At 67.6% G+C, this 17857-nt stretch carries 22 protein-coding genes; 9 read left to right on the top strand and 13 right to left on the bottom strand.

All coding sequences use genetic code 11. From position 1 onward, the window contains the following. Positions 1-11 precede the first annotated feature (11 nt). Positions 12-287, bottom strand: coding sequence for a DUF6461 domain-containing protein (locus ABD832_RS42120; protein ID WP_413224959.1), 276 nt, complete (start codon positions 285-287; stop codon positions 12-14). On the opposite strand from ABD832_RS42120, the gene ABD832_RS10755 reads away from it, so the two are divergent. After that, positions 288-1459 (top strand): IS3 family transposase gene (locus ABD832_RS10755; RefSeq protein WP_413224990.1). Its coding sequence is split into 2 segments (ribosomal slippage): positions 288-540 and positions 540-1459, totalling 1173 coding nucleotides; the frame shifts between segments, so codons are not numbered across the junction. A gap of 1 nt (position 1460) precedes the next feature. Here ABD832_RS10755 and ABD832_RS10750 read toward each other — a convergent pair. Together ABD832_RS10750 and ABD832_RS10745 are read right to left on the bottom strand one after the other, a co-directional pair. Then, positions 1461-1901, bottom strand: a complete 441-nt coding sequence (locus ABD832_RS10750; protein ID WP_344892075.1) for a DUF6461 domain-containing protein — start codon at positions 1899-1901, stop codon at positions 1461-1463. Between the two features lie 486 nt (positions 1902-2387). Next, positions 2388-2699, bottom strand: a complete 312-nt coding sequence (locus tag ABD832_RS10745; RefSeq protein ID WP_344892072.1) for a hypothetical protein — start codon at positions 2697-2699, stop codon at positions 2388-2390. Between the two features lie 1108 nt (positions 2700-3807). Here ABD832_RS10745 and ABD832_RS10740 point away from each other — a divergent pair. Next, positions 3808-4290: a hypothetical protein gene (locus ABD832_RS10740; protein ID WP_344892069.1), complete on the top strand. Its 483-nt coding sequence runs from the start codon at positions 3808-3810 to the stop codon at positions 4288-4290. Between the two features lie 935 nt (positions 4291-5225). Here ABD832_RS10740 and ABD832_RS10735 read toward each other — a convergent pair. Further along, positions 5226-5348, bottom strand: coding sequence for a hypothetical protein (locus ABD832_RS10735; RefSeq protein WP_344892066.1), 123 nt, complete (start codon positions 5346-5348; stop codon positions 5226-5228). Positions 5349-5499: 151 nt separating this feature from the next. On the opposite strand from ABD832_RS10735, the gene ABD832_RS10730 reads away from it, so the two are divergent. The 3 genes from ABD832_RS10730 to ABD832_RS10720 all read left to right on the top strand — a co-directional run bounded on the left by ABD832_RS10730 (position 5500) and on the right by ABD832_RS10720 (position 7004). Then, a complete protein-coding gene (locus ABD832_RS10730) occupies positions 5500-5958 on the top strand; it encodes an STAS domain-containing protein (RefSeq protein WP_344892063.1) in 459 nt (152 codons plus the stop codon). Positions 5959-6025: 67 nt separating this feature from the next. After that, complete coding sequence (locus ABD832_RS10725) at positions 6026-6400, top strand: STAS domain-containing protein (protein WP_344892060.1); 375 nt, start codon at positions 6026-6028, stop codon at positions 6398-6400. A gap of 202 nt (positions 6401-6602) precedes the next feature. After that, positions 6603-7004, top strand: a complete 402-nt coding sequence (locus tag ABD832_RS10720; protein WP_344892057.1) for an ATP-binding protein — start codon at positions 6603-6605, stop codon at positions 7002-7004. 245 nt (positions 7005-7249) lie between these two features. Here ABD832_RS10720 and ABD832_RS10715 read toward each other — a convergent pair whose 3' ends face one another. From ABD832_RS10715 to ABD832_RS10705, 3 genes are read right to left on the bottom strand one after another with little or no spacing between them, the layout of a single operon-like run. Beyond that, entirely contained in the window at positions 7250-7651 is a 402-nt protein-coding gene (locus ABD832_RS10715) for a hypothetical protein (protein ID WP_344892054.1), read from the bottom strand. Further along, a complete protein-coding gene (locus ABD832_RS10710; RefSeq protein WP_344892051.1) occupies positions 7635-8084 on the bottom strand; it encodes a hypothetical protein in 450 nt (149 codons plus the stop codon). Before ABD832_RS10710 ends, ABD832_RS10715 begins: the two co-directional genes overlap by 17 nt. Further along, positions 8081-8752, bottom strand: a complete 672-nt coding sequence (locus tag ABD832_RS10705; RefSeq protein WP_344892048.1) for a hypothetical protein — start codon at positions 8750-8752, stop codon at positions 8081-8083. The genes ABD832_RS10710 and ABD832_RS10705 overlap by 4 nt, the downstream gene beginning before the upstream one ends. A 175-nt stretch (positions 8753-8927) precedes the next feature. Between ABD832_RS10705 and ABD832_RS10700 the strand changes: the two genes are divergently transcribed. Continuing rightward, on the top strand, positions 8928-10352 hold the full coding sequence (locus tag ABD832_RS10700) for an NsdA family TPR-like regulatory protein (RefSeq protein ID WP_344892045.1): 1425 nt from the start codon (positions 8928-8930) through the stop codon (positions 10350-10352). A 28-nt stretch (positions 10353-10380) separates the two neighbouring features. Then, the gene (locus ABD832_RS10695) at positions 10381-10860 is read left to right on the top strand and encodes a hypothetical protein (RefSeq protein WP_344892042.1); all 480 of its coding nucleotides are present in this window, start codon (positions 10381-10383) and stop codon (positions 10858-10860) included. 138 nt (positions 10861-10998) lie between these two features. Here ABD832_RS10695 and ABD832_RS10690 read toward each other — a convergent pair whose 3' ends face one another. The 5 genes from ABD832_RS10690 to ABD832_RS10670 all read right to left on the bottom strand — a co-directional run bounded on the left by ABD832_RS10690 (position 10999) and on the right by ABD832_RS10670 (position 14903). Continuing rightward, on the bottom strand, positions 10999-11478 hold the full coding sequence (locus tag ABD832_RS10690; protein ID WP_344892039.1) for a YcxB family protein: 480 nt from the start codon (positions 11476-11478) through the stop codon (positions 10999-11001). A 265-nt stretch (positions 11479-11743) separates the two neighbouring features. Next, positions 11744-12205 carry a hypothetical protein gene (locus tag ABD832_RS10685; RefSeq protein ID WP_344892036.1) on the bottom strand — a complete coding sequence of 154 codons (462 nt, stop codon included), beginning with the start codon at positions 12203-12205 and terminating at the stop codon, positions 11744-11746. Positions 12206-12634: 429 nt separating this feature from the next. Continuing rightward, on the bottom strand, positions 12635-13198 hold the full coding sequence (locus tag ABD832_RS10680; protein ID WP_344892033.1) for a hypothetical protein: 564 nt from the start codon (positions 13196-13198) through the stop codon (positions 12635-12637). Between the two features lie 178 nt (positions 13199-13376). Further along, on the bottom strand, positions 13377-13949 hold the full coding sequence (locus ABD832_RS10675) for a hypothetical protein (protein WP_344892030.1): 573 nt from the start codon (positions 13947-13949) through the stop codon (positions 13377-13379). Positions 13950-14126: 177 nt separating this feature from the next. After that, complete coding sequence (locus tag ABD832_RS10670; protein WP_344892027.1) at positions 14127-14903, bottom strand: TetR/AcrR family transcriptional regulator; 777 nt, start codon at positions 14901-14903, stop codon at positions 14127-14129. Between the two features lie 88 nt (positions 14904-14991). Between ABD832_RS10670 and ABD832_RS10665 the strand changes: the two genes are divergently transcribed. Next, positions 14992-15855: an NmrA family NAD(P)-binding protein gene (locus ABD832_RS10665; RefSeq protein WP_344892024.1), complete on the top strand. Its 864-nt coding sequence runs from the start codon at positions 14992-14994 to the stop codon at positions 15853-15855. A gap of 101 nt (positions 15856-15956) precedes the next feature. On the opposite strand, the gene ABD832_RS10660 is transcribed toward ABD832_RS10665, so the two are convergent. Continuing rightward, a complete protein-coding gene (locus ABD832_RS10660; protein ID WP_344892021.1) occupies positions 15957-16433 on the bottom strand; it encodes a GNAT family N-acetyltransferase in 477 nt (158 codons plus the stop codon). 146 nt (positions 16434-16579) lie between these two features. On the opposite strand from ABD832_RS10660, the gene ABD832_RS10655 reads away from it, so the two are divergent. After that, entirely contained in the window at positions 16580-17479 is a 900-nt protein-coding gene (locus tag ABD832_RS10655; RefSeq protein WP_344892018.1) for a DUF2268 domain-containing putative Zn-dependent protease, read from the top strand. Positions 17480-17857 lie beyond the last annotated feature (378 nt).

The raw sequence follows: 17857 nt of genomic DNA, 5'->3' as shown, positions 1-17857 counted from the left end.
CCGCATGAGCCCTAAACCGGTGAACGGACGACACCGCCCAGCAATGGCCCGCGCAAGACCTCCGGAGTCAGGACAACGCGAGTCAGCCGTGCTGCAAGTAGCAAGGCCCTGCCCACTGCCGGATGATCGGCGTTCCCGTGTTTGTCCTCGCTTCCCGGCGTGTGTGCGGGATCGAGGCCCGCGGCTCTCATGGTGTTCACAAAACGATCAGGGTCGCTCCTGAGGCGCCTAGCAGATTCCGGACAGTCGGCTGCATAAGCTGACAGAAGTCTGGAAGAGGTAGGCACGTGACGAGACGTCGCAGGCAGTTCTCACCCGAGTTCAAGGAAGAAGCCGTCCGTATGGTGCTGGAGGGTGATCGCACAGTCGCGGCGGTGGCCCGGGAGTTCGGCATCAACGCCAGCACCTTGGGCAGTTGGGTGACTCGGCATCGGGTTGTGCACGGCCCAGATGAGCAGCCGGTCTCCGGGCCGGAGCGGGCCCGGATCCGGGAGCTGGAGCGAGAGAACGCCGAGCTGCGAGAGAAGCTGGCGTTCTTGAAAAAAGCAGCCGCCTTCTTCGCGGCCGAGAGTCGATGACGCTCGCCAAGTACGAGCTGATCGATGCGGAGAAGGCCCACCACGCCATCGCCCGGATGTGCACCTGGCTGAACGTGTCCCGCTCGGGCTACTACGAATGGCGCGAGCGGCCGGCCTCGGCCACCGCGCAACGCCGCGCGTTGCTCACCCAGCTGGCCGCCGAGGTCTTCGCCGACTCGCACGAAACCTATGGCTACCGGCGGGTCCACGCCGCCCTGCTGCGCCGGGGCGAGCACTGCTCGGCCGAACTGGTCCGCGCGTTGATGCGCACCCAGGGCCTGGTCCCGGCCCAGGTGCGGGCGTTTCGGCCCACCACCACCGTTCAGGGCGACTTTCGCGGCATCCCCGACCTACTCGGCCGCGACTTCACCGCAACCCGGCCGGGCACCAAGCTGGTCGGCGACATCACCTATATCCGCACCTGGGAGGGCTTTTTGTATCTGGCCACCGTGATCGACTGCCACAGCAAAGCGGTCCTAGGCTGGGCGATGGCCGACCACTACCGCACCGACCTGATCAAGGCCGCGATCCAGATGGCCGCCGGCACCGGCCTGCTCCAGCCCGGAGCCATATTCCACGCCGATCGCGGCTCGAACTACACCAGCAACGAGTTCGGCCGTTTCCTGGCCGGGTTGGACATCCGCCGCTCGGTCGGCCGCACCGGGGTCTGCTACGACAACGCGATGGCCGAGTCGTTCTTTGCCGCGCTCAAGAACGAATGGCTGCACCGCTTCGTCTTCACCACCCGGGCCAAGGCAAGACGGCAGGTCATCCGCTACATCGAAGGGTTCTACAACCGCCGGCGCCTGCATTCGGCGCTCGGCTACCGGCCGCCCCTGGAAGTACTCAACGAGTCCCTTTCAACCCCAGCAGCCGCATAGGCTACGCCCATAAGACGGCTGTCCGGAATCGCCGTGGCCCCTCACTCCCGTAGCGCCATGCGGGAATCGTGGGGTTGAAGGAGGTCACTGTCTCTCCGTCGCGGGCGTATACGAAGTTGTCGGTCGCGTGGTCGTGGCGCAGGACCGACACAACCTCTGTCGCGGCCGACAGGGCCCGTACGGCATCGCGTTCTGTCGCCTGCCATCCGCCTTTCTCGATGAGCACGGTCCAGCCGCCCAGCCTCCCGGCTAAAACCGTGTCGGGGAACAGCCCTTCATCATCCAGATCTTCATACGTGAGCGGCCGAATGCTCTCCTCTGTGGCGCCCACGCGTCGAAGCGCCTCGGCCTCGTCGAGCCCCCACACGAAGGTCAGGCACCACACGTCGCCCAACTCATAGGCTTCGGCCAGCCAAGCGACGTCGGCGTATGTGATCTCCATCCGCACCACTCCCAGCCGTCTTCCTCAGGTATGCCGCCAAAGTAACGATCACCTCCGACATTCGTGCGCCCCTGATCTACCGCTCTTAAAAACCACGTGCCTCCGGCAGGGGCACTCCGGCTCCGGGATGATCGCCAGGAGCAATAGCCGAGTTCGTGAATGGCTGGGGCCGGATCTTCCCGTCGCCGTCGTCCCAGGGCAAGCCGAGCAGACCGGGGCCAGGGGTCAAGGTCGTTCGTCCGGTGGGGTGCTCCACCTTGACCCCTGGCCCCGGCCCGCTCCCCGGAGGGTGGGACGACGGCGACGGGAAGATCCGACAGGAGAGGTGTGTGCGTTCGTACGGGGTTCTCAGGCCGTGCCTGTTGCGTGCCCGTCAGGAGGGTCAACAGGGGGGAATCACGGGGACTCACGGGCAAGGCGAGACCACCTCTGATCTGGAACGCAGCAGGTCAGAGGATCGCGTACCGAGATCTTCCAAACTGGTTGTCAGTGACCATGATCGATCATCTCTTCAAGTACGTTCGACCAGCTCCCCACCACTTCGCATGCCGGCCAGGATGAATCTGTCTCCCTGCGCCATGTGAGGTGCACGATCGCCCAACCTTGCTGATCGAGGAGCTTGAACAACACTTCGTCACACGTTCCACAGCAAGCCACGACCTCAACTCGCTGCCCGAACATGGGGTGTTGATCACTGCCACACTCATTCACCAGCTCGCTTTCCAGCACCTGGCGTCGCCCTTGATCGCTCTTGAGGTAGTACCAGGCACCTGGAAGATCACCAGTTTCGCGGAACACCGGGCCATCATGACAGGCGTGGCGATTGGGTTTGTGTCGCAACAGAGGCACACGGGGCAGCTCGCGTTCACGTCCAGCCAGCATCTTCCAAGGCCGGATAAGGAGGAGATGGGTACCTTGATCGCGTGCCAGATCCGTGCCAGAACAGGCGGGGAACCGCGGTCACTCACGGGGAACCACGGGGACTCGACCCGCCCTTACCTGCACCCCCGTTCTCCCAGCTCAAGGCGGCAAGGTCAGTAGATGGTCCCCAAGCTGACAGCGTGCACCAGACATCCTTTGCGGAAAACCCGACGCCTCCGGCGGAGCGCTGTGGCTCTGAGGAGGTCAGCGGGCGAGTGTGTCGCATGGCCGTCGCGAATGGGGAAGTGACGCCCGCATTCTGCTTATAGCCCGTAACACCTCGTCACGGTTCTTAGCCGACTTCAACCATGTCGGAAGGCGAGCCAGCATGCTCATCGAACCCGGCACCGCGCGTCGTTCTCTCAACCGTGCCGCGACGTAGGACTTCAGCAGATCAAGGTGCTGAACGTTGTAGGCCCACAGGACATGGCCGCGACAGTTGGCTTGAAGCCATAGCGGAAGCCGGAAGAAGGGGTCGATCGGCCTACCTGTCAGGGACGCCGAAATGAACTCATCCTTGAACAACCCACATGCCCCGCACCGAAGCCGCCGACGGGCCCGCAACGCCCCGGAGTTGGTCTTCGGCCCATACTCAGGGTCACCGAGATTCCTCAGCACAACCGCGCAACCATCGCAAGCGGGACAACGCACCAGGACGTTGTCCGTGAACTGGTCCACCCGGGTGAGCGGATCCCGAAACCGGTCGCCAATGTTCTCGCTGCTGGTACTCACCCAATCATCATGCCGGAGCGCTGAGTCGCCGTGCCATTAGATAGGGCGACGAGGGGTCAACCACGGTCACTCATGACCGGCCGAACGCCCAAGTCAGCCGCCCCGTAAGGGGTGACCCGTGCACTTCCCAAGCTGATGTCAGCAACCCGCCGAGGGAGACGAGGCTAGGTGCGCTGCCCGAATCAGGCTCGTGAGCTTACAACGCTGCCAAGCAGCGGTCCGGCCGAGGCGTCCGACGCAGGAGAATGGCTGGATGCGTCGATTCGATGCCGCGGGGGCTGGCCTTGTCCCCGGGCAAACGGTCCGGGCCCGGGTGACCACCCATCAACCGTGGGGCATCAGCGTGATGATCCCCGGCCATGAGGACATCGGCGCGTCCGTGGACGCCACCGTAATCGACAGCCCATCGGGAAACCCCCGCGCCCTTCCCGAGGAGTACCCTGCGGTCGGTGCCGAGGTTGAGGCCGTCGTCCAGCAGCTTCGCCGCTACACCTCGCCTGCCTGGGCGCGGTTGAGCCTGCGCAGCCAAGACCTGGAATGCCTCCAATGGAGGTGCGACTTCTGCGGCACGCTGGTCGTCTTGAGCCCAGGAGGCGACGGCGTGACCATGGACGTCCACAGCGCCGACGGCCCCGGCAGCACCGCCGTCGTCGCCCACCGCGAATGCCTCGCCATCCGGCTCCATGCACAAAGCCTCGAACCGGCCCGCATCCGCTCAGTCGGCCGAAGGCCGTAGATCTCTCGTCAACAAGATCCGGAACATACGCGGAACGCCCGGTTCACCCCGATCGGGCAGCCCCCTTGGATCGCAGGTCAATACACCAACCAGCGCAAGAGCAGGCCTCCACTTTTAATCCGTAGGTTTACGAGTCGAATCTGAGCCTTATTGCCTCCACAACATCACCTCCAGGAGCCTGGCGAGTCAACGGTGAGATCTTCAGGCTGCGGGAGTGAGGCCGGCTCGTCGTCGACGGTGTAGATCTCAAGGTACGAAAGATGGCCGTTCTCGACGAAGAGCAGGACACCGTCATCGCGTCCGCGCACGCCAGCGGAGACCAGTACCCCGTCTTGTACTGGGGAGGCGAGCGCACGTGGCCCTGTTCCTGCCCGAAGATCCACCGTTGCACATCCACACCCACACCGTCCGGCCACGATTGCCGAAGGGACCTGAGCGCGAAGTTCCTCCACGCCGGGGAAATCTTGCGTGAGAAGAGCCAGGATGACGGCTTGCTCCTTGGCTGACAGATGGCGTTCGCTGATCGACACATCGTCAAGATAGCGAACCGGGCGCGTGGGATATGCGCGGGATGATCTTCGATGGACGATACCATGAGGAAGGTTCCTGCCCTGCTCAGAGCCGCCTTATTCTCCTGGAACGCAGCCCTCTTGAAAACCGCTAGGCCGGGTGACCGGTCTCGTGGGTTCGAATCCCACGCTCTCCGCCTGTCAGGGGAAACGTCGGAAGCCGGGTCCGGTGAAGATGGCCGGACCGCTCCGATGGGAACAGAACGGGAACACCCCGCCATGATCGTGCCTCTTTCGGGGCCTTCGAGCCGGGGATGAGCGCCACTACTTTCTCCGCCGCGTCGTCCGGGACGGCTCGCCGAACAGGCCGGTGGAGGTCCCGGGCGATGGTCGTCGTCGAGTGGCCGAGCCGCACCGGGACCACCTTCACAGCGAGTCCCGCCTCCATGCCGTGTGCCGCGCCTCGTGCAGCTCGATCACCGGCAGCCCGGCCGTCCGCGCGACCGTCTGATCGAGTACAGCGCCGTGATCGTTCTTGGCGATGGCCACTGTCCGCCGGTCCCTTCGGCCTGGTTCGCTCCGGCCCGCAGGTCCGATGTGCCGTTGGTTCGCCATGCGGTGCCCGCGAAATGGACGCTACATGCAATAACCGGGACAATAGCTCTGCCGGCACGGTGCGCGACCGCAGGGAGGTGGCGTCATGGCAGGTGATGAGAACGTACCGCAGGTGCAGAGCTGGCGGGTGGGGCCGGTACGGGTGCTTCGCCTGGCCGGTGAACTGGACGCGGTGACGGTCCCGAACGTGGCGGTGAGGCTCGATGAGGCGCTGCTGACCTTCGAGGAGGTGTTGATGGTCGTCGACCTCACCCAGGTGACGTTCATCGCCTCGGCCGGGGTGGGTGCGCTGGTGGAGATCCGCCAGAAGGTCCAGCAACGCCAGGGGCGCCTGGTGGTGGTCCTTCCCCCGCAGGGGCGTGCACGTCGCCTGTTCGAGCTGACCCGCATGGTGGATCACTTCGAGATTCGCCTGACCCTGCCCGCGGCGGTAAGCGCCCTGCGACCGCACGAGCCCCACCCCCTTCTCCCCGAGAGGACGAAGCCGGCTCCCAAACCGGCCCCAGCCCCGACACCGACTCCCCGAGGCCCTGCAAGCTCCTGATCGACACCATCACCGGCCTGGCTTCAAAGGTCTCCCCCGTTCCCGCTCCTTCACCGAAGGCCTCCCGATGACCTCTGCCGTCCGGCTCGACTCCCACCTCGATCCCACCCTGCCCGACGTCCTGATCGTGGTGTTGGGTGGTGAGCTGGACTACACCAACACCGAGCACCTGCGCTACAGGGTCCTGGAGCTGCTGGAGGGCGGTCATCGCCATCTGGTGCTGGACGTGGGCAGTCTGACCTTCTGCGACTCCACCGGAATCAGGATCTTCCTGATGTTGCGCACCTTGATCACCGACCGTGGCGGCATCATCGTCCTGAGCGACCTGCCCCCTGCGATCGAGCGGATTTTCGTGATGACCGGGCTGAACTCCTACTTCACCTTCCAGCCCACCCGCGCCGATGCCCTGGCCCTGCTGCGCACCTCGCCCCATGCCCTGTGAAGGGTTCTCATCCCGGTGCGATGGAGCGAAGCCGCACCTCCCTCCGGCAGCCTGCCTGCGGCGCTCCCACGAGGGTGATGGTTATACCGATTCAGGAGGGTATCTATATTTAAGTCGTTCATCGATAGTCATCTGGTTCTGACGGGCACGTTGATAGCCCCCGGTGAAGTCGCAGACGGCCTTCACGAAAAGAGGGGCGAACATGCACGATCAGCAGTGTTACCGCTGGCCGATCAGTAAAGACCTGGTCGGTTTACGCCGGTACCTGCATCATCACGCCGGCCGGGCCGGACTGGTCGGGATGCGGCGTATCGACCTGGTGCTGGCCGCCCACGAAGCCGTCATCAACGTGCTGGAGCACGGCGGCGCAACCGGCACCCTGATCGTCCGATACGACACCCAGGCGCTGACCGTCGATATCGTCGACGACGCCGGACGCCTGCGTGCCGAGCACGCTCCCCGTGAGTGCCCCCGCTCAGGGGCGGTCCGCGGGTTCGGACTGTGGCTGATGAGCCGCCTGTGCGATGAGTTCACCATCAACCGCATCGACGCAAGCTCCCGTGTCCGACTGCGAATGTACCTGTCCTCCGCCTCGGCCCGGTGAACACCGCCGCTCCCACCATCTTCAACGCGCGGTGCTCGGTGAACCGATTGCCGTCAGCGGTTCCCGGCTCATACTCACTGTTCGGTACGCCGGACAATGCTCAAGTCCTGGGGCAGCGACGAGTGAGAGGTGCGCGGTGCCCCCGCCACCCCTGGAGGAGGGCACCGCACTCACCCCGCGGGTGACCCGGCCGGCTGCGCGCCTCCGCCTGCGGGAATGGAAGGCGTGACGGTACGACAGGCCGGTCATCTTACCGCCACGCTGTTCATGGAGCCGTTCCCGGTTCGGTGTGGTGCTCGGCGATCCGGCGCGGGACCCGTGCCGAATCGTCGGCCGGGGCGTGGCCGACAGGTTCCTCCGCGAAGGAGGGTCACCGGAAGTGACGGATCCGGGTGATCGGCCGCAACGGGTGTGGGCGGCTGATCGCCGTGAGGCCGGGTCCGCCACAGGTCGAGGTTGACCTGCTGCATCAGGTCCCACAGTTCACCGGCGCCGGCGGCGTGGACGATGCGGCAGCGGGCCGGGTCGGTGAGCTCCCACGCCTCGAAGCGCTGGTTGCGCAGGCTCCAGAAGACCAGGTAGGTCGGCGCGTGCTTCTGTACCTGCCGGGCGGTTCGCGCCGCCAGGGCGTCATCGCGGGACGACATGATCGGCCACCAGGACGTCGGCCAGCAGCGGCAGTTCGCGGCCCAGCATGTCGTTGAGCGGGCGGGAGCGCAGGATCCGGTAGTCGTGGACGAGCCGGTCGACCGCGGCGGCCATCGTCGCCTCCGCGACGTCCACCGGCCTGCCCCGGCGGGAGGGCTTCGGGGAGGTCCACCGGATCTCCTGGCCGTCGGTGAAGGCCACCAGCCCGTAGTAGATCGACACCGCGGCCCGGCCGGAGGCGAGCTCGTGGACGTCGGCCGAGATGCCGTGACGGGCCAGCTCGATGGACAGCTCCTCGGCGCGGCGTCGAGCGGCGAACCGCTGCGCCGCGGCCTGGGCGACGGTCGACGGCGCGGCGGCGTCCGCCTGGGAAGCATGACCGCCGCCGCGCCTGCTCATGGGGGTGCCGTCCTGGGACAGGGTCGCGTTCATGCCGCGGCTCCCTGCCGGGAGGGCTCGTACCGTCGGGGTGGGATGGTGTCCAGGAGGTGGCTCCGGCCGAGGGCGACGGCATGCCCCGGCCGGAGGATCAGGTGCTGATGCCCGGGCGGGAACGGTAGCAGGGTGAGCGGTGGCCGGTCGAGTGGCTCCCCGGGGCGCGGGGGCGGGGTGCCGGCACCGGCCGGGGGGAGTGTGAGGGCCGCGGCGCGGGCTCGTCGCCGGGCGAGGGGGTCGCGGGCGAGGGCCAGGCGGAGCGCGCGGTCGGCGCGCGTCTCGACCGGCCGGTGCGGGCGGGCGCCGCCGGAGGCCGGGCGGCGGAGGTCGGTGCGGCCGGCGGGCCGGGTGCGCGACGGTGCCGCCTCGGGCTCGGCCCGGCGAGGCGCGGGAACGAGCGTCGGCCGCGCGATGGCCTCGCGGCCGGGCTCGAACGTGGGCAGGGTCCGGCCGAGGCCGAGTCGGCGGCGCGCGTCGAGACGCTCGTCCATCAGCCCGGCGGACGGCTGAAGGTACTCGTGGTCGGCGGCCTGGCCGGGGCAGCCGTGCGCGTAGGGGGCGTGCCCGCAGGCGGCGCACCCCATCGGCAGGGGCGGTACGTCGGCGAAGCAGTGGCAGCCGGCCACCGCAGGCCGGTCGAGAACGGGAGCACTAGGGTTGTGCACGGGTCAGGACTCGCTTCCTGATCAAGGGGCCCGTCTCGGTGTCAGCTACCGGTGACGGGCTCCGCCTTTTTGGACAGTCACCTCATGAGACCGCTGTAAAAGCACGCGCGACCAGGTGAGAGTGAGGGAAGCTAAGGGAAAGAGCCCCTTTCCCCTGGTCTGAAAAGGTGCGCCAATGACCGGCGAGACTCCCCTCTGGGCCGTTCGATTGCGGGAGGAACGGCGCAACCGCGGATGGTCTCACCGGGACATGGCCAAAGAGTTGGCGGGGGCAGCCAGCGAGGAGACACGGAGCCGTCTTCCTGCACGTGAGAGCATCGTCCGTAATATCAAGAACTGGGAAACAGGTAAGCACCGGCCGAAAGATCCGTATCCGAAGCTGTATGCCCGAATCTTCGATCTTGACGAGATTGCTCTGTTCGACGCCTCGGCGCCTGTGCTTCCGGTTGTTGCCGAGAGCGACGAGTTGGTTGGTGTCGTGGTGGCTGAACCGAGCCTCCCCTGGGTATGGGAACCGCGATCCACAGCAAGCGCCGTTTACGACTTCAGCAGAAGTGATCTAATGCTTGACCGCCGCCAAGCCATCAGAGCGCTTTCCATCACGGTGGGACTTCCGCTCATCGACCCCGCTCAGCACTGGCTCGCCAAGACTCCGGACGACCTTCCCACTGTCCCTCAGACGGGCCGCATCGGCGTCGACGAAGTGGCCCGGCTTGAGAGAACCGCGGATGTCTTCAGGACATGGGACGACTCCCAAGGCGGAGGTCTCGCGCGCAAGGCGGTGATCGGTCAGCTCAATGAGGTCGCCGACCTGCTGCGAGATTCACATCCACGGGACATCACGGTGCGGCTGTTCCATGTGATGGCCGAGCTTGCGAAGATCGCCGCCACGATGAGCTGGGATTGCGGCATGCAGACCGCGGCGCAGAAGTACTACGTCCTGGCATTGCAGGCGTCCAAGCCCGCCAAGGACAGGCCGTTCGGGGCCAGCGTTCTGGCGAGCATGGCCCGCCAGCTGCTCTACCTCGACCGGCCGTATGACGCGCTGGAGCTGGTCCGCCTGGCGCTGGACGGGGTTCAGGTGATTGGCACCCCCAGACTGCGGGCCATGCTGCACACCCGTGAGGCGTGGGCCTATGCCGCCCTCGGCAGGCCCGAGGCGTTCCGGCGGGCGACGGACGCGGCCGAGGATGCGTTCGGCGCGATCCGCGAAGACGATCCCGATCCCGACTGGATCACCTACTTCGACGCGGCCGAGCTCGCCGGTGTCACCGGGGGCCGTTACCTGGAGATGTCACGCCGCAGTAGTCAGCATGCGGTCGTCGCCGTGACCCACATCGGCCGAGCGCTGGAACTCCGCAGACGGACGAGCATACGCAGCCTCGCCCTCGATCAGATCGGACTCGCCCAAGCGCACCTGCGTAACGGCAACCTGGACGAGGCGGTTGTAGTGGGAAGCGTCGCCGCGGATACGGCCGGTCAGGTGCGGTCCGATCGAGTCCGCGTCCAGCTGTGCGAGCTGCACGCGGAGATCGCCACGCGGCGAGACCCTGCGATGGCTGGCCTGAGCGAGCAAATCCAGGAGACACTGACGCGCTGAGAAGATCGCCGTCGATCAGGAGACGCTGATGGTGCGTATCGGTGTGACCGGCCACATGAACCTGGCCCCGGATACGACTCGCCTCGTGTCCGATGCGCTTCGCTCACACTTGGCCAAAGCGGCCGATGACGTTACAGGAGTGTCCTGCATCGCCCGTGGAGCCGACAGCCTGTTTGCCGAGGCCGTCCTGGAAGCCGGTGGCATGCTCGAAGTCGTCCTGCCGTCGCGGGACTACCGGGAGGCCAAGGTCAAGCCGGATCACGCGGAGCAGTTCGACCGGTTGCTGAGCAAGGCCGCCCGGGTCCGTGTCATGGACTTCGATCACGCCGGCCGGGAGGCGTACGTCGCGGCCAATGAGGCGATGCTGAGCTCGGTCGATGAGCTTGTAGCGGTGTGGGATGGCGAGTCGCCTGTGGATGCGGGCGGGACGGCGGGTGCCGTGACGGATGCTCGGCGCCGCGGTGTGCGGGTGGTGGTGATCTGGCCCGAAGGTGCCGCCAGACAATGACCGGCACGGCGGCGTCGGCCTGGGAAGCGTGATCGCCACCGTGCTCGGTTCGGAGCCTACGTCGGTCCGCTAACGGTGAGCCGGGATACGGTGCTGGGGAGCCATCGGGAGAGTGGAACAGGAGACGACGAGGGAAGATCAGGTAACCCTCGCGCTCTGCCTGGAGGCCAGGAAGGCGTCGAACTCGGCCTGTTGCTCGCCGTTGAAGGCGCGTCGGGACAGGAAGCCCGTGAACTGCTTGTTCACGAAGAACAGCCAGAACTCGGGACCGGTGACGATCCGTCCGAACAGCGACCATTGCGTGGCGGAGGTGAAGTGATCGCTTCGGGCCTCGTATCCGTCGTCGGTCAACCGGATGGTGGTCGGTACGCAGAGGTAGGTGAGCTGCCGCTTGCCGGTGCGTCGAATCGACCAGTTCAGCACGAACGGGAAGACGACCGCCAGCACGAGCATGAGGGTACCCGTGTACGTGGCGTCGACCAGGATGCAGATGAGCCCTGACGCGACCAGGACCAACGGCAGGATCAGATAGGTGGTCCTCAGTTGCTGTCTGACGCCTTGTTCGAGTGCTCGTGCCACTTCGTCGGGAGTGGGTTCGTATGTGACCGTGAAGTCCACCGTGCCGCCTTCGTCCGTGTGGTGACACATCATTCAGGGTGCTGTTTGGACTCGCAACGCCGTGTCCGCACGAAGCCGATCTGGTGTCCGCATGGATGTGGCCCAGGACGACCGTTGGGCGATCAAGATCGATCAACAGGGAGTGGCACGGTCCTCGCCGGGAGTCTCTCGACCAGCTCGCGAGCCGTACGATCCGAGATCGAACCGATTTACCAGCAGGATGTCAGGAGTTCGAACCGCTCGCTTTCGCGGTGTTCTCCATCGATCAGCGGCTCGTAGGGGCAGGGGCGACCGCCTTCCGCGAATGCCGGACGGTGACGCCCCGGTCGATCAGGATCGCCGCGCCGACGAGCAGGGCCACCACACTCGACAGCTCGGCGAACGCCACCATGACGTATTCGCCGTCCGGATCGCCGACCCCGTCGGGTGAGCCGTTGAGCCAGCGTGACGCGGCCATCGCCTGCGACAGGACCAGGGCTCCGAACGTGACGGTGACCCCTCCCAGGACGAAGCCCGGAGGCGCCGGGCGGGACCGCCTGCGGAAAAAACCGACCCACAGGGCTCCGGCCACCAGTGAGATCGGGACCGTGAGAAACCAGCCGAGTTCCAGGCTCATGATCGCGTCCAGGCGCAGATGCTCGAATCCGTCGCCCCGCGGGGAGTGCAGGATCGGGATCATCACGGTCCCGCCGAGGAGCCCGATGGCGAGGAAGCGGAAGAACCACATGATCGACATGGTCTCGGAGAGCCTGGGGAGCGGGTCAAGAGGTGGGAAGGAAAAGCTCTCACCGGCGGGAAGCGGCACGAGCCATGGTGATCGGGGATCGGGGAGCCTGCGGGACATGCGCGGAATGACGTCGATCACACCCGCACGGTCGCTTCGGAAAGGCGGAAGAGGCCCCGGAGTCCGGAGCCTCTTCGATGCATGATCGATCGTACGGTCGGCGCATCACCGGTCGTGCGGGCGGCGATCTTCGCCGTCTCCGCGGATACGGTGCGTGGACCGGGCGTCACGCTCGCTCCAGGCCCGCCAGGTGGATCACCTGGCGGGCCTTCGTCGTGGTGGAGCCACGGTGCTTCGGGTCCCCGTACCCCTTCGATCCGGCCGTCCCGGCCCGGTCTCGCCAGGGTCCGGACGGCCGGCCTACGGGGGAGATCAGCCCGCGAACGACACGGTGGCGAACCGGTACCAGGTCTTGCCGTTCTCGTCCCCGTAGTGGGCACGACCGGTCATGACCTTGCCGTTATCCGCCAGCCAGGTGTGGCTGCTCTCCGTGTACGCACCGGTGCCGTCCCCGTTGATCAGCATCACCTGTCGTCCCTGCCAGTACAGGGCGGCGGTGCGGTACCTCGTGTCGCCGTTCTCGTCGTCGTCGTGCCACCTGCCGACGACCACCTGGTTGTCAGGGGCGCTGAAGTCGGACCTGCTCTCCCGCTGAGGGGCGGTCCAGTCTCCGGCGTGCGTCTGGACCTGCTCGCCGTTGATCAGAATCCGGCTGCAGTGGTAGGTGGTCGGCTTGTTCTCGTCGCCGTAGTGGGAACGGCCGGTGATCACCTGGTTCGGCGGGCAGGTGAACTGGAAGCCGTCCTCCCACACGGTCTGGCTGTAGATGCGTTCCATCTTGATCGTCACCTCCGCCGAGGCGGGAGAGGCCATGGTGGTGGCCGACAGGGCGGCGGCCACGGCGACGACGGACAGGGCCTTGCCGTACGTTCTCATTGTCTTCGGTTCCTTTCGGGGTGCGCTCACGCGCAAGGCGGCGAAGGTTCGGAGAGAGTCCGGCCGGGTGTTCCCGGGGTGCGAAGGACGACGGCCACTTCGGGTCCGGCCGGTCGCGCCGCCCGGCGCGATGGTCAGAGGATCACCGCCGCTTCGAGGTGGGCGGTGGTCGGTGGGGTCAGGCCGGGACGGCCACGGTGGCGAACCGGTAGTTGGTCGTGCCGTTCTCGTCCCCCCTGTGCAGACGACCGGTCATGACCTTGTTCTCGCCCGCCTGCCAGGTGTGGTTGCTCTCCCTGTACCCGGCGGTGACGTCCCCGTCGGCCAGCAGCACCTGCCGGCCCCGCCAGAAGACGGTGGCGTGGCGGTACCTCGTGTAGCCGTTCTCGTCGCCTTCGTGCCATCTGCCGACGACCGCGTGGTGGTCGGGGGCGCTGTAGTCGGAGCTGTTCTCCTTCTTGCGGGAGGTCCACTCGCCGATGTGCACCTGGGCCTGCTCGCCGTCGATGAGGATGAAGCTGCAGTAGTAGGTGGTGGGCGCGTTCTCGTCGCCGTAGTGCGCGCGGCCGGTGAGCACCGTGTTCGTCGGGCAGGTGAACGGGTCGATCCACTCGCGCACCGTCCCGGCGTGGGCACCTACGACCTCGACCCTCACGGCCGCGGCGGACGCGGGTGCGGGAGCCGCCACACCCATGGCCGCCAGGGCCGTCAGGGCGGCCGCCGCGGCGGACAAGGCCTTCTTCTTCCTCATATGCGTGTCTCCTGCGATGCGTTTTTGCTTACCTCGCGGAGCATCACAGGACCCGCTGGTGGTCCACTTGTGTCTCGGTTGGAACGGCGGCCGTGCGTGCCGGCGGTCGTCGGTACGCGTCGGGAGCCGTGTCCGCGGCGCCGTGGACGGTCTCCTCGACGGGAAGGCGTCGCGGTCTCAGCCGGAACCGGACGAGTCGTCGTGAGTGGCCGAGGCGTCGGGGGTGGCCGAGGTGCCAGGGGTGCCGGGGGCGTCGCCGACCCGGTCCAGCCACTCCGACAGCAGGGTGCGTTCGGCGTCGGTGAGCATCGTCAGCTCCGGTACGACGGCACGGAACGCGATGGCGGCCGCGGTCGCGTCGTCCGCGGGAAGCGCCGGTACGTCGGTGAGGATCGATCGCGTCATCGCCTCGTACATCGCGTCGGCGAGGGAGAGGTCCCGGTGTTCCGGCGGGGTGGCGAGCAGGGTGAGCACGGCGCCGGTGCCGGCGGCGTGGATGAGTTCGACGGCGCGCCTCTCCGGGACCCTGAGCCGGCCGATCGCCGCGACGCGGCGTACCCGGCCGCGCAGAACCTCCAGGCCGGCGGCCGCCGCCGGTGAACGAGCCCCGCGGCCCGGGTCGGTGAGGAGACCGAACAGCGCCGCGTTGGCGAGGCCGAAGCCGATGTGCGTGTCCCACGCCGCCCGGAGATCCGCGACCGGGTCGCCGCCGTCCTCGGCGAGCGTCTTGCCGGCGACGTAGGTGGCGAGGACGTGCTCGGCGACGGCGTCGAGCAACGCGTCCTTGTCCTCGAAGAACCGGTAGATGGTCGGCGCCTGCATGCCGGCCGCCTGCGCGACCGCGCGGGTGGTGACCGCGGCCGCGCCGTGCTCGCGCAGGAGCCGGGCCGCGCACTCCACGATGTTGGCTCGCGTCCTGGACCTGCCGGCGCTGTCCGGCCTCGTCTCTGCCATGTTTCCGATGATAACGCCCTCTTGCTATCGTCGTTGATAACAGTGATAGCTTAATAATCGTTCCATCGTTATCAAGAGGAGGCAGATCATGATCGTCATTACCGGTGGTACCGGCCTGCTCGGGTCCCAGATCGTCGACCGGCTCCTCGACAGGGTCCCGGCGGACCGGGTCGGTGTGAGCGTCCGCGACCCCGATCGCGCCGCCGGTCTGGCCGCACGTGGGGTACGGGTGCGGCGCGGCGACTTCACCGACCCCGGCTCCCTCGCCGACGCGTTCGAGGGTGCGACGCAGGTGCTCATCGTCTCGACCGACCAGGCGGGCGAGGAGGCGGTCGCCCAGCACGTCGCGGCGATCGACGCCGCCCGTGACGCCGGTGCCGGGCGCATCCTCTACACCGGCCACCAGGGTGCCGCCGAGGACTCGGTCTTCGCGCCGATGACCGACCACGCCGCCACCGAGCGCTACCTGTCGAAGACGGGCACGCCGTTCACGTTCCTGCGGAACGGGTTCTATGCCGCCACCGTCCCGCACCTGCTCGGCCGGGCGATGGAGACCGGTGAGCTCGTCGCGCCGGCCGACGGGCCCGTCTCCTGGACCGCGCACGCCGACCTCGCCGAAGCCGCGGCGATCATCCTCGCCGACGAGGGCCGGTTCGACGGCCCGACCCCGCCGCTGACCGCGCCGGAAGCGCTCGACCTCGCGGACGTCGCCGGCATTCTCACCGAGCTCACCGGACGCACCGTCCGCCGCGTCGTCGCCGACGACGCGGAGTGGACGGCCACGATGATCGGCCACGGTGTGCCCGCGGACCGCGCGAACATGCTGCTCGGCATGTTCCACGCGTCACGCCGGGGGGAGTTCTCCACCACCGGACCGGACCTTGAAAATCTTCTCCGGCGCCCGGCCACGACGGTCCGCTCGGTGCTGGAGGGGCACACCGCCCGGCCGTGACCCCTCCTCGACAAGGCGGCCACATCACCCGGCGGCCGGGCCCGTTCGTGCGCGGACGGCCGAGATCCGGCCGGTGCGCGAGCAGGATGCCGAGCAGGATGTCAGGAGGGTACAGGCGTCAGGTCCAGCACCCCGACCGTCTCGCCCTCGCTCTTCTCCCCGGTGAGCCGGAACCCGAGCCTCCGGTAGAAGCCCTCGGGGCCGTCCTCTCCCGGCTCCCACGTGACGTACATCTTCGTGCCGCCGCGGTGCCTGATCTCGGTGGCCACCGACTCGACGGCGAAGCGGCCGACGCCGCGTCCCTGCGCGTCGGAGGCCACGTTGAGGCGCCACAGGCCGGACCGGAAGTCCACGCCCTCACCGTCCCAGTCGATGTCCAGGAAGGCCATCAGGAAGCCCACGGGACGGTCGCCGTCGAGGACGAGGCGCGGCCAGGCCGTCGTGGGATGGACGTAGGCCTCGGCCAGCGACCTCACCACCGGTGAGACGAAGCGCTCCTGGTCGGGACGGACCTTCACCGCGATGGCGGCCTCGATGTTGTCAGCGGTGACGGGGGCCAACCGGAGGTCTCTGGTCATTCGAGAACCATATGAGGTGTCGCGTACGGCCGGCACGGCAGGCGTTCCCGCCCTCGGGCGCGAGCGGCCCGCCCCGACCGGCACCCGCCCGGTCGTGCCGTCCGTTCGGTTGACCCTGCCGTTACGTCACCCTTTAGCGTCGGCGCATGACCATCACCGTTCTCGACACCTACTCCGCCATGAAGCGGATCCTGCGGGCCCCGGCCGCGGACCGCGTCGCCCTGCTGTGCTCGATGCTGGAGCCCGTCAGGGGCATGTACCGCTACTTCCCCGGGGACGTCGACCTGGCGGCGATGCACCGGATGGCGTCCGGATTCCCCCTGGACCGCGACGAGGAGCGCTGCCTCGACGCGCTCGAGACGCTGGCGGAGGCCGGGGCGTGGGAACGGATGCGGCGTGCCCTCGACGACGCCCTCGCCCTGCAGTCGGCGGCGACGCCGGGGCTGGAGGTCCCGGACATCACCGTGCTGTTCGTGCTCGGCGATCCCGAGGACGCCCACTTCATGGGCCCCTGCCTGGGGGTGACCGGGAACGGCGGGTTCTCGGGCTACATCATGATCACGTTGTGGCCCTTCCCGGAGAACGTGGAACGGCTGGAGGCCACCGCCGTCCACGAGCTCAACCACAACCTGCGCTACGGTCCCGGTGGGGTGGTGTGGAACCCGATGACCGTCACGGTCGGCGAGCACGTGGTCTCGGAGGGCCTGGCCGACGCGTTCGCCCGCGGGATCTACGGTGACGAACTCGGTCACACCCGCATCGGCGTGCCGCACCTGCGTGACGAGGCGGTCTTCGACAAGGTGGTGTCCGGTCTCGGTGTGACCGGCATGGAGAACTTCACGGCCTGGGTGCACGGCGACGCCAGCGCGGAGCGTTTCGGCGCCACCCCGGTGGGCCTGCCGACCGGGGCCGGTTACGCCGCCGGCAACAGGCTGGTCGACACCTACCTGGCGGTGACGGGACGGACGGCGGCACAGGCCCTGCACGCCGACAGCTCGGAGATCATCGCCACGGCGCTCCGTCACAGGGGGCCGACCGGCCGCTGAACCGGGAGCCGGGGATCGCCGCCACGGCACTCCGTCACAGGGAACCGACCGGCGAACGACCTCTACCGGGGCGAGGTCGCATGTACGCCGGCGATCCCCGCTTCGCCGCCAGATACGACGGCGTCGAGGGGGCGGCGTTCGTCCGCGACGCGCTGCACGAGTACGCGCGGACACGGATGTAGCCCTCACCTCGACGGACGGCACCACGCCGCGAGCCGGGCCCGGAACCGGAACCGGACCCGGGCTCGGACCCGGAACCGGGCCCGGGAAAGCAGAAGAGGCCCCGGTGGCTCCGGAGCCTCTTCGGCGCATGAACGATCATGCGGTTCAGGAGTCAGGGCTCACCGGGGAGGAACTCCCGGTGGCCCGGCGGCGGTG

Origin of the sequence: Streptosporangium longisporum, assembly GCF_039534895.1 — a bacterium.
Classification (GTDB): Bacteria; Actinomycetota; Actinomycetes; order Streptosporangiales; family Streptosporangiaceae; genus Streptosporangium; species Streptosporangium longisporum.
The sequence above is the reverse complement of the archived record's forward strand: the minus strand, read 5'-3'. Positions and strand labels throughout refer to the sequence as shown.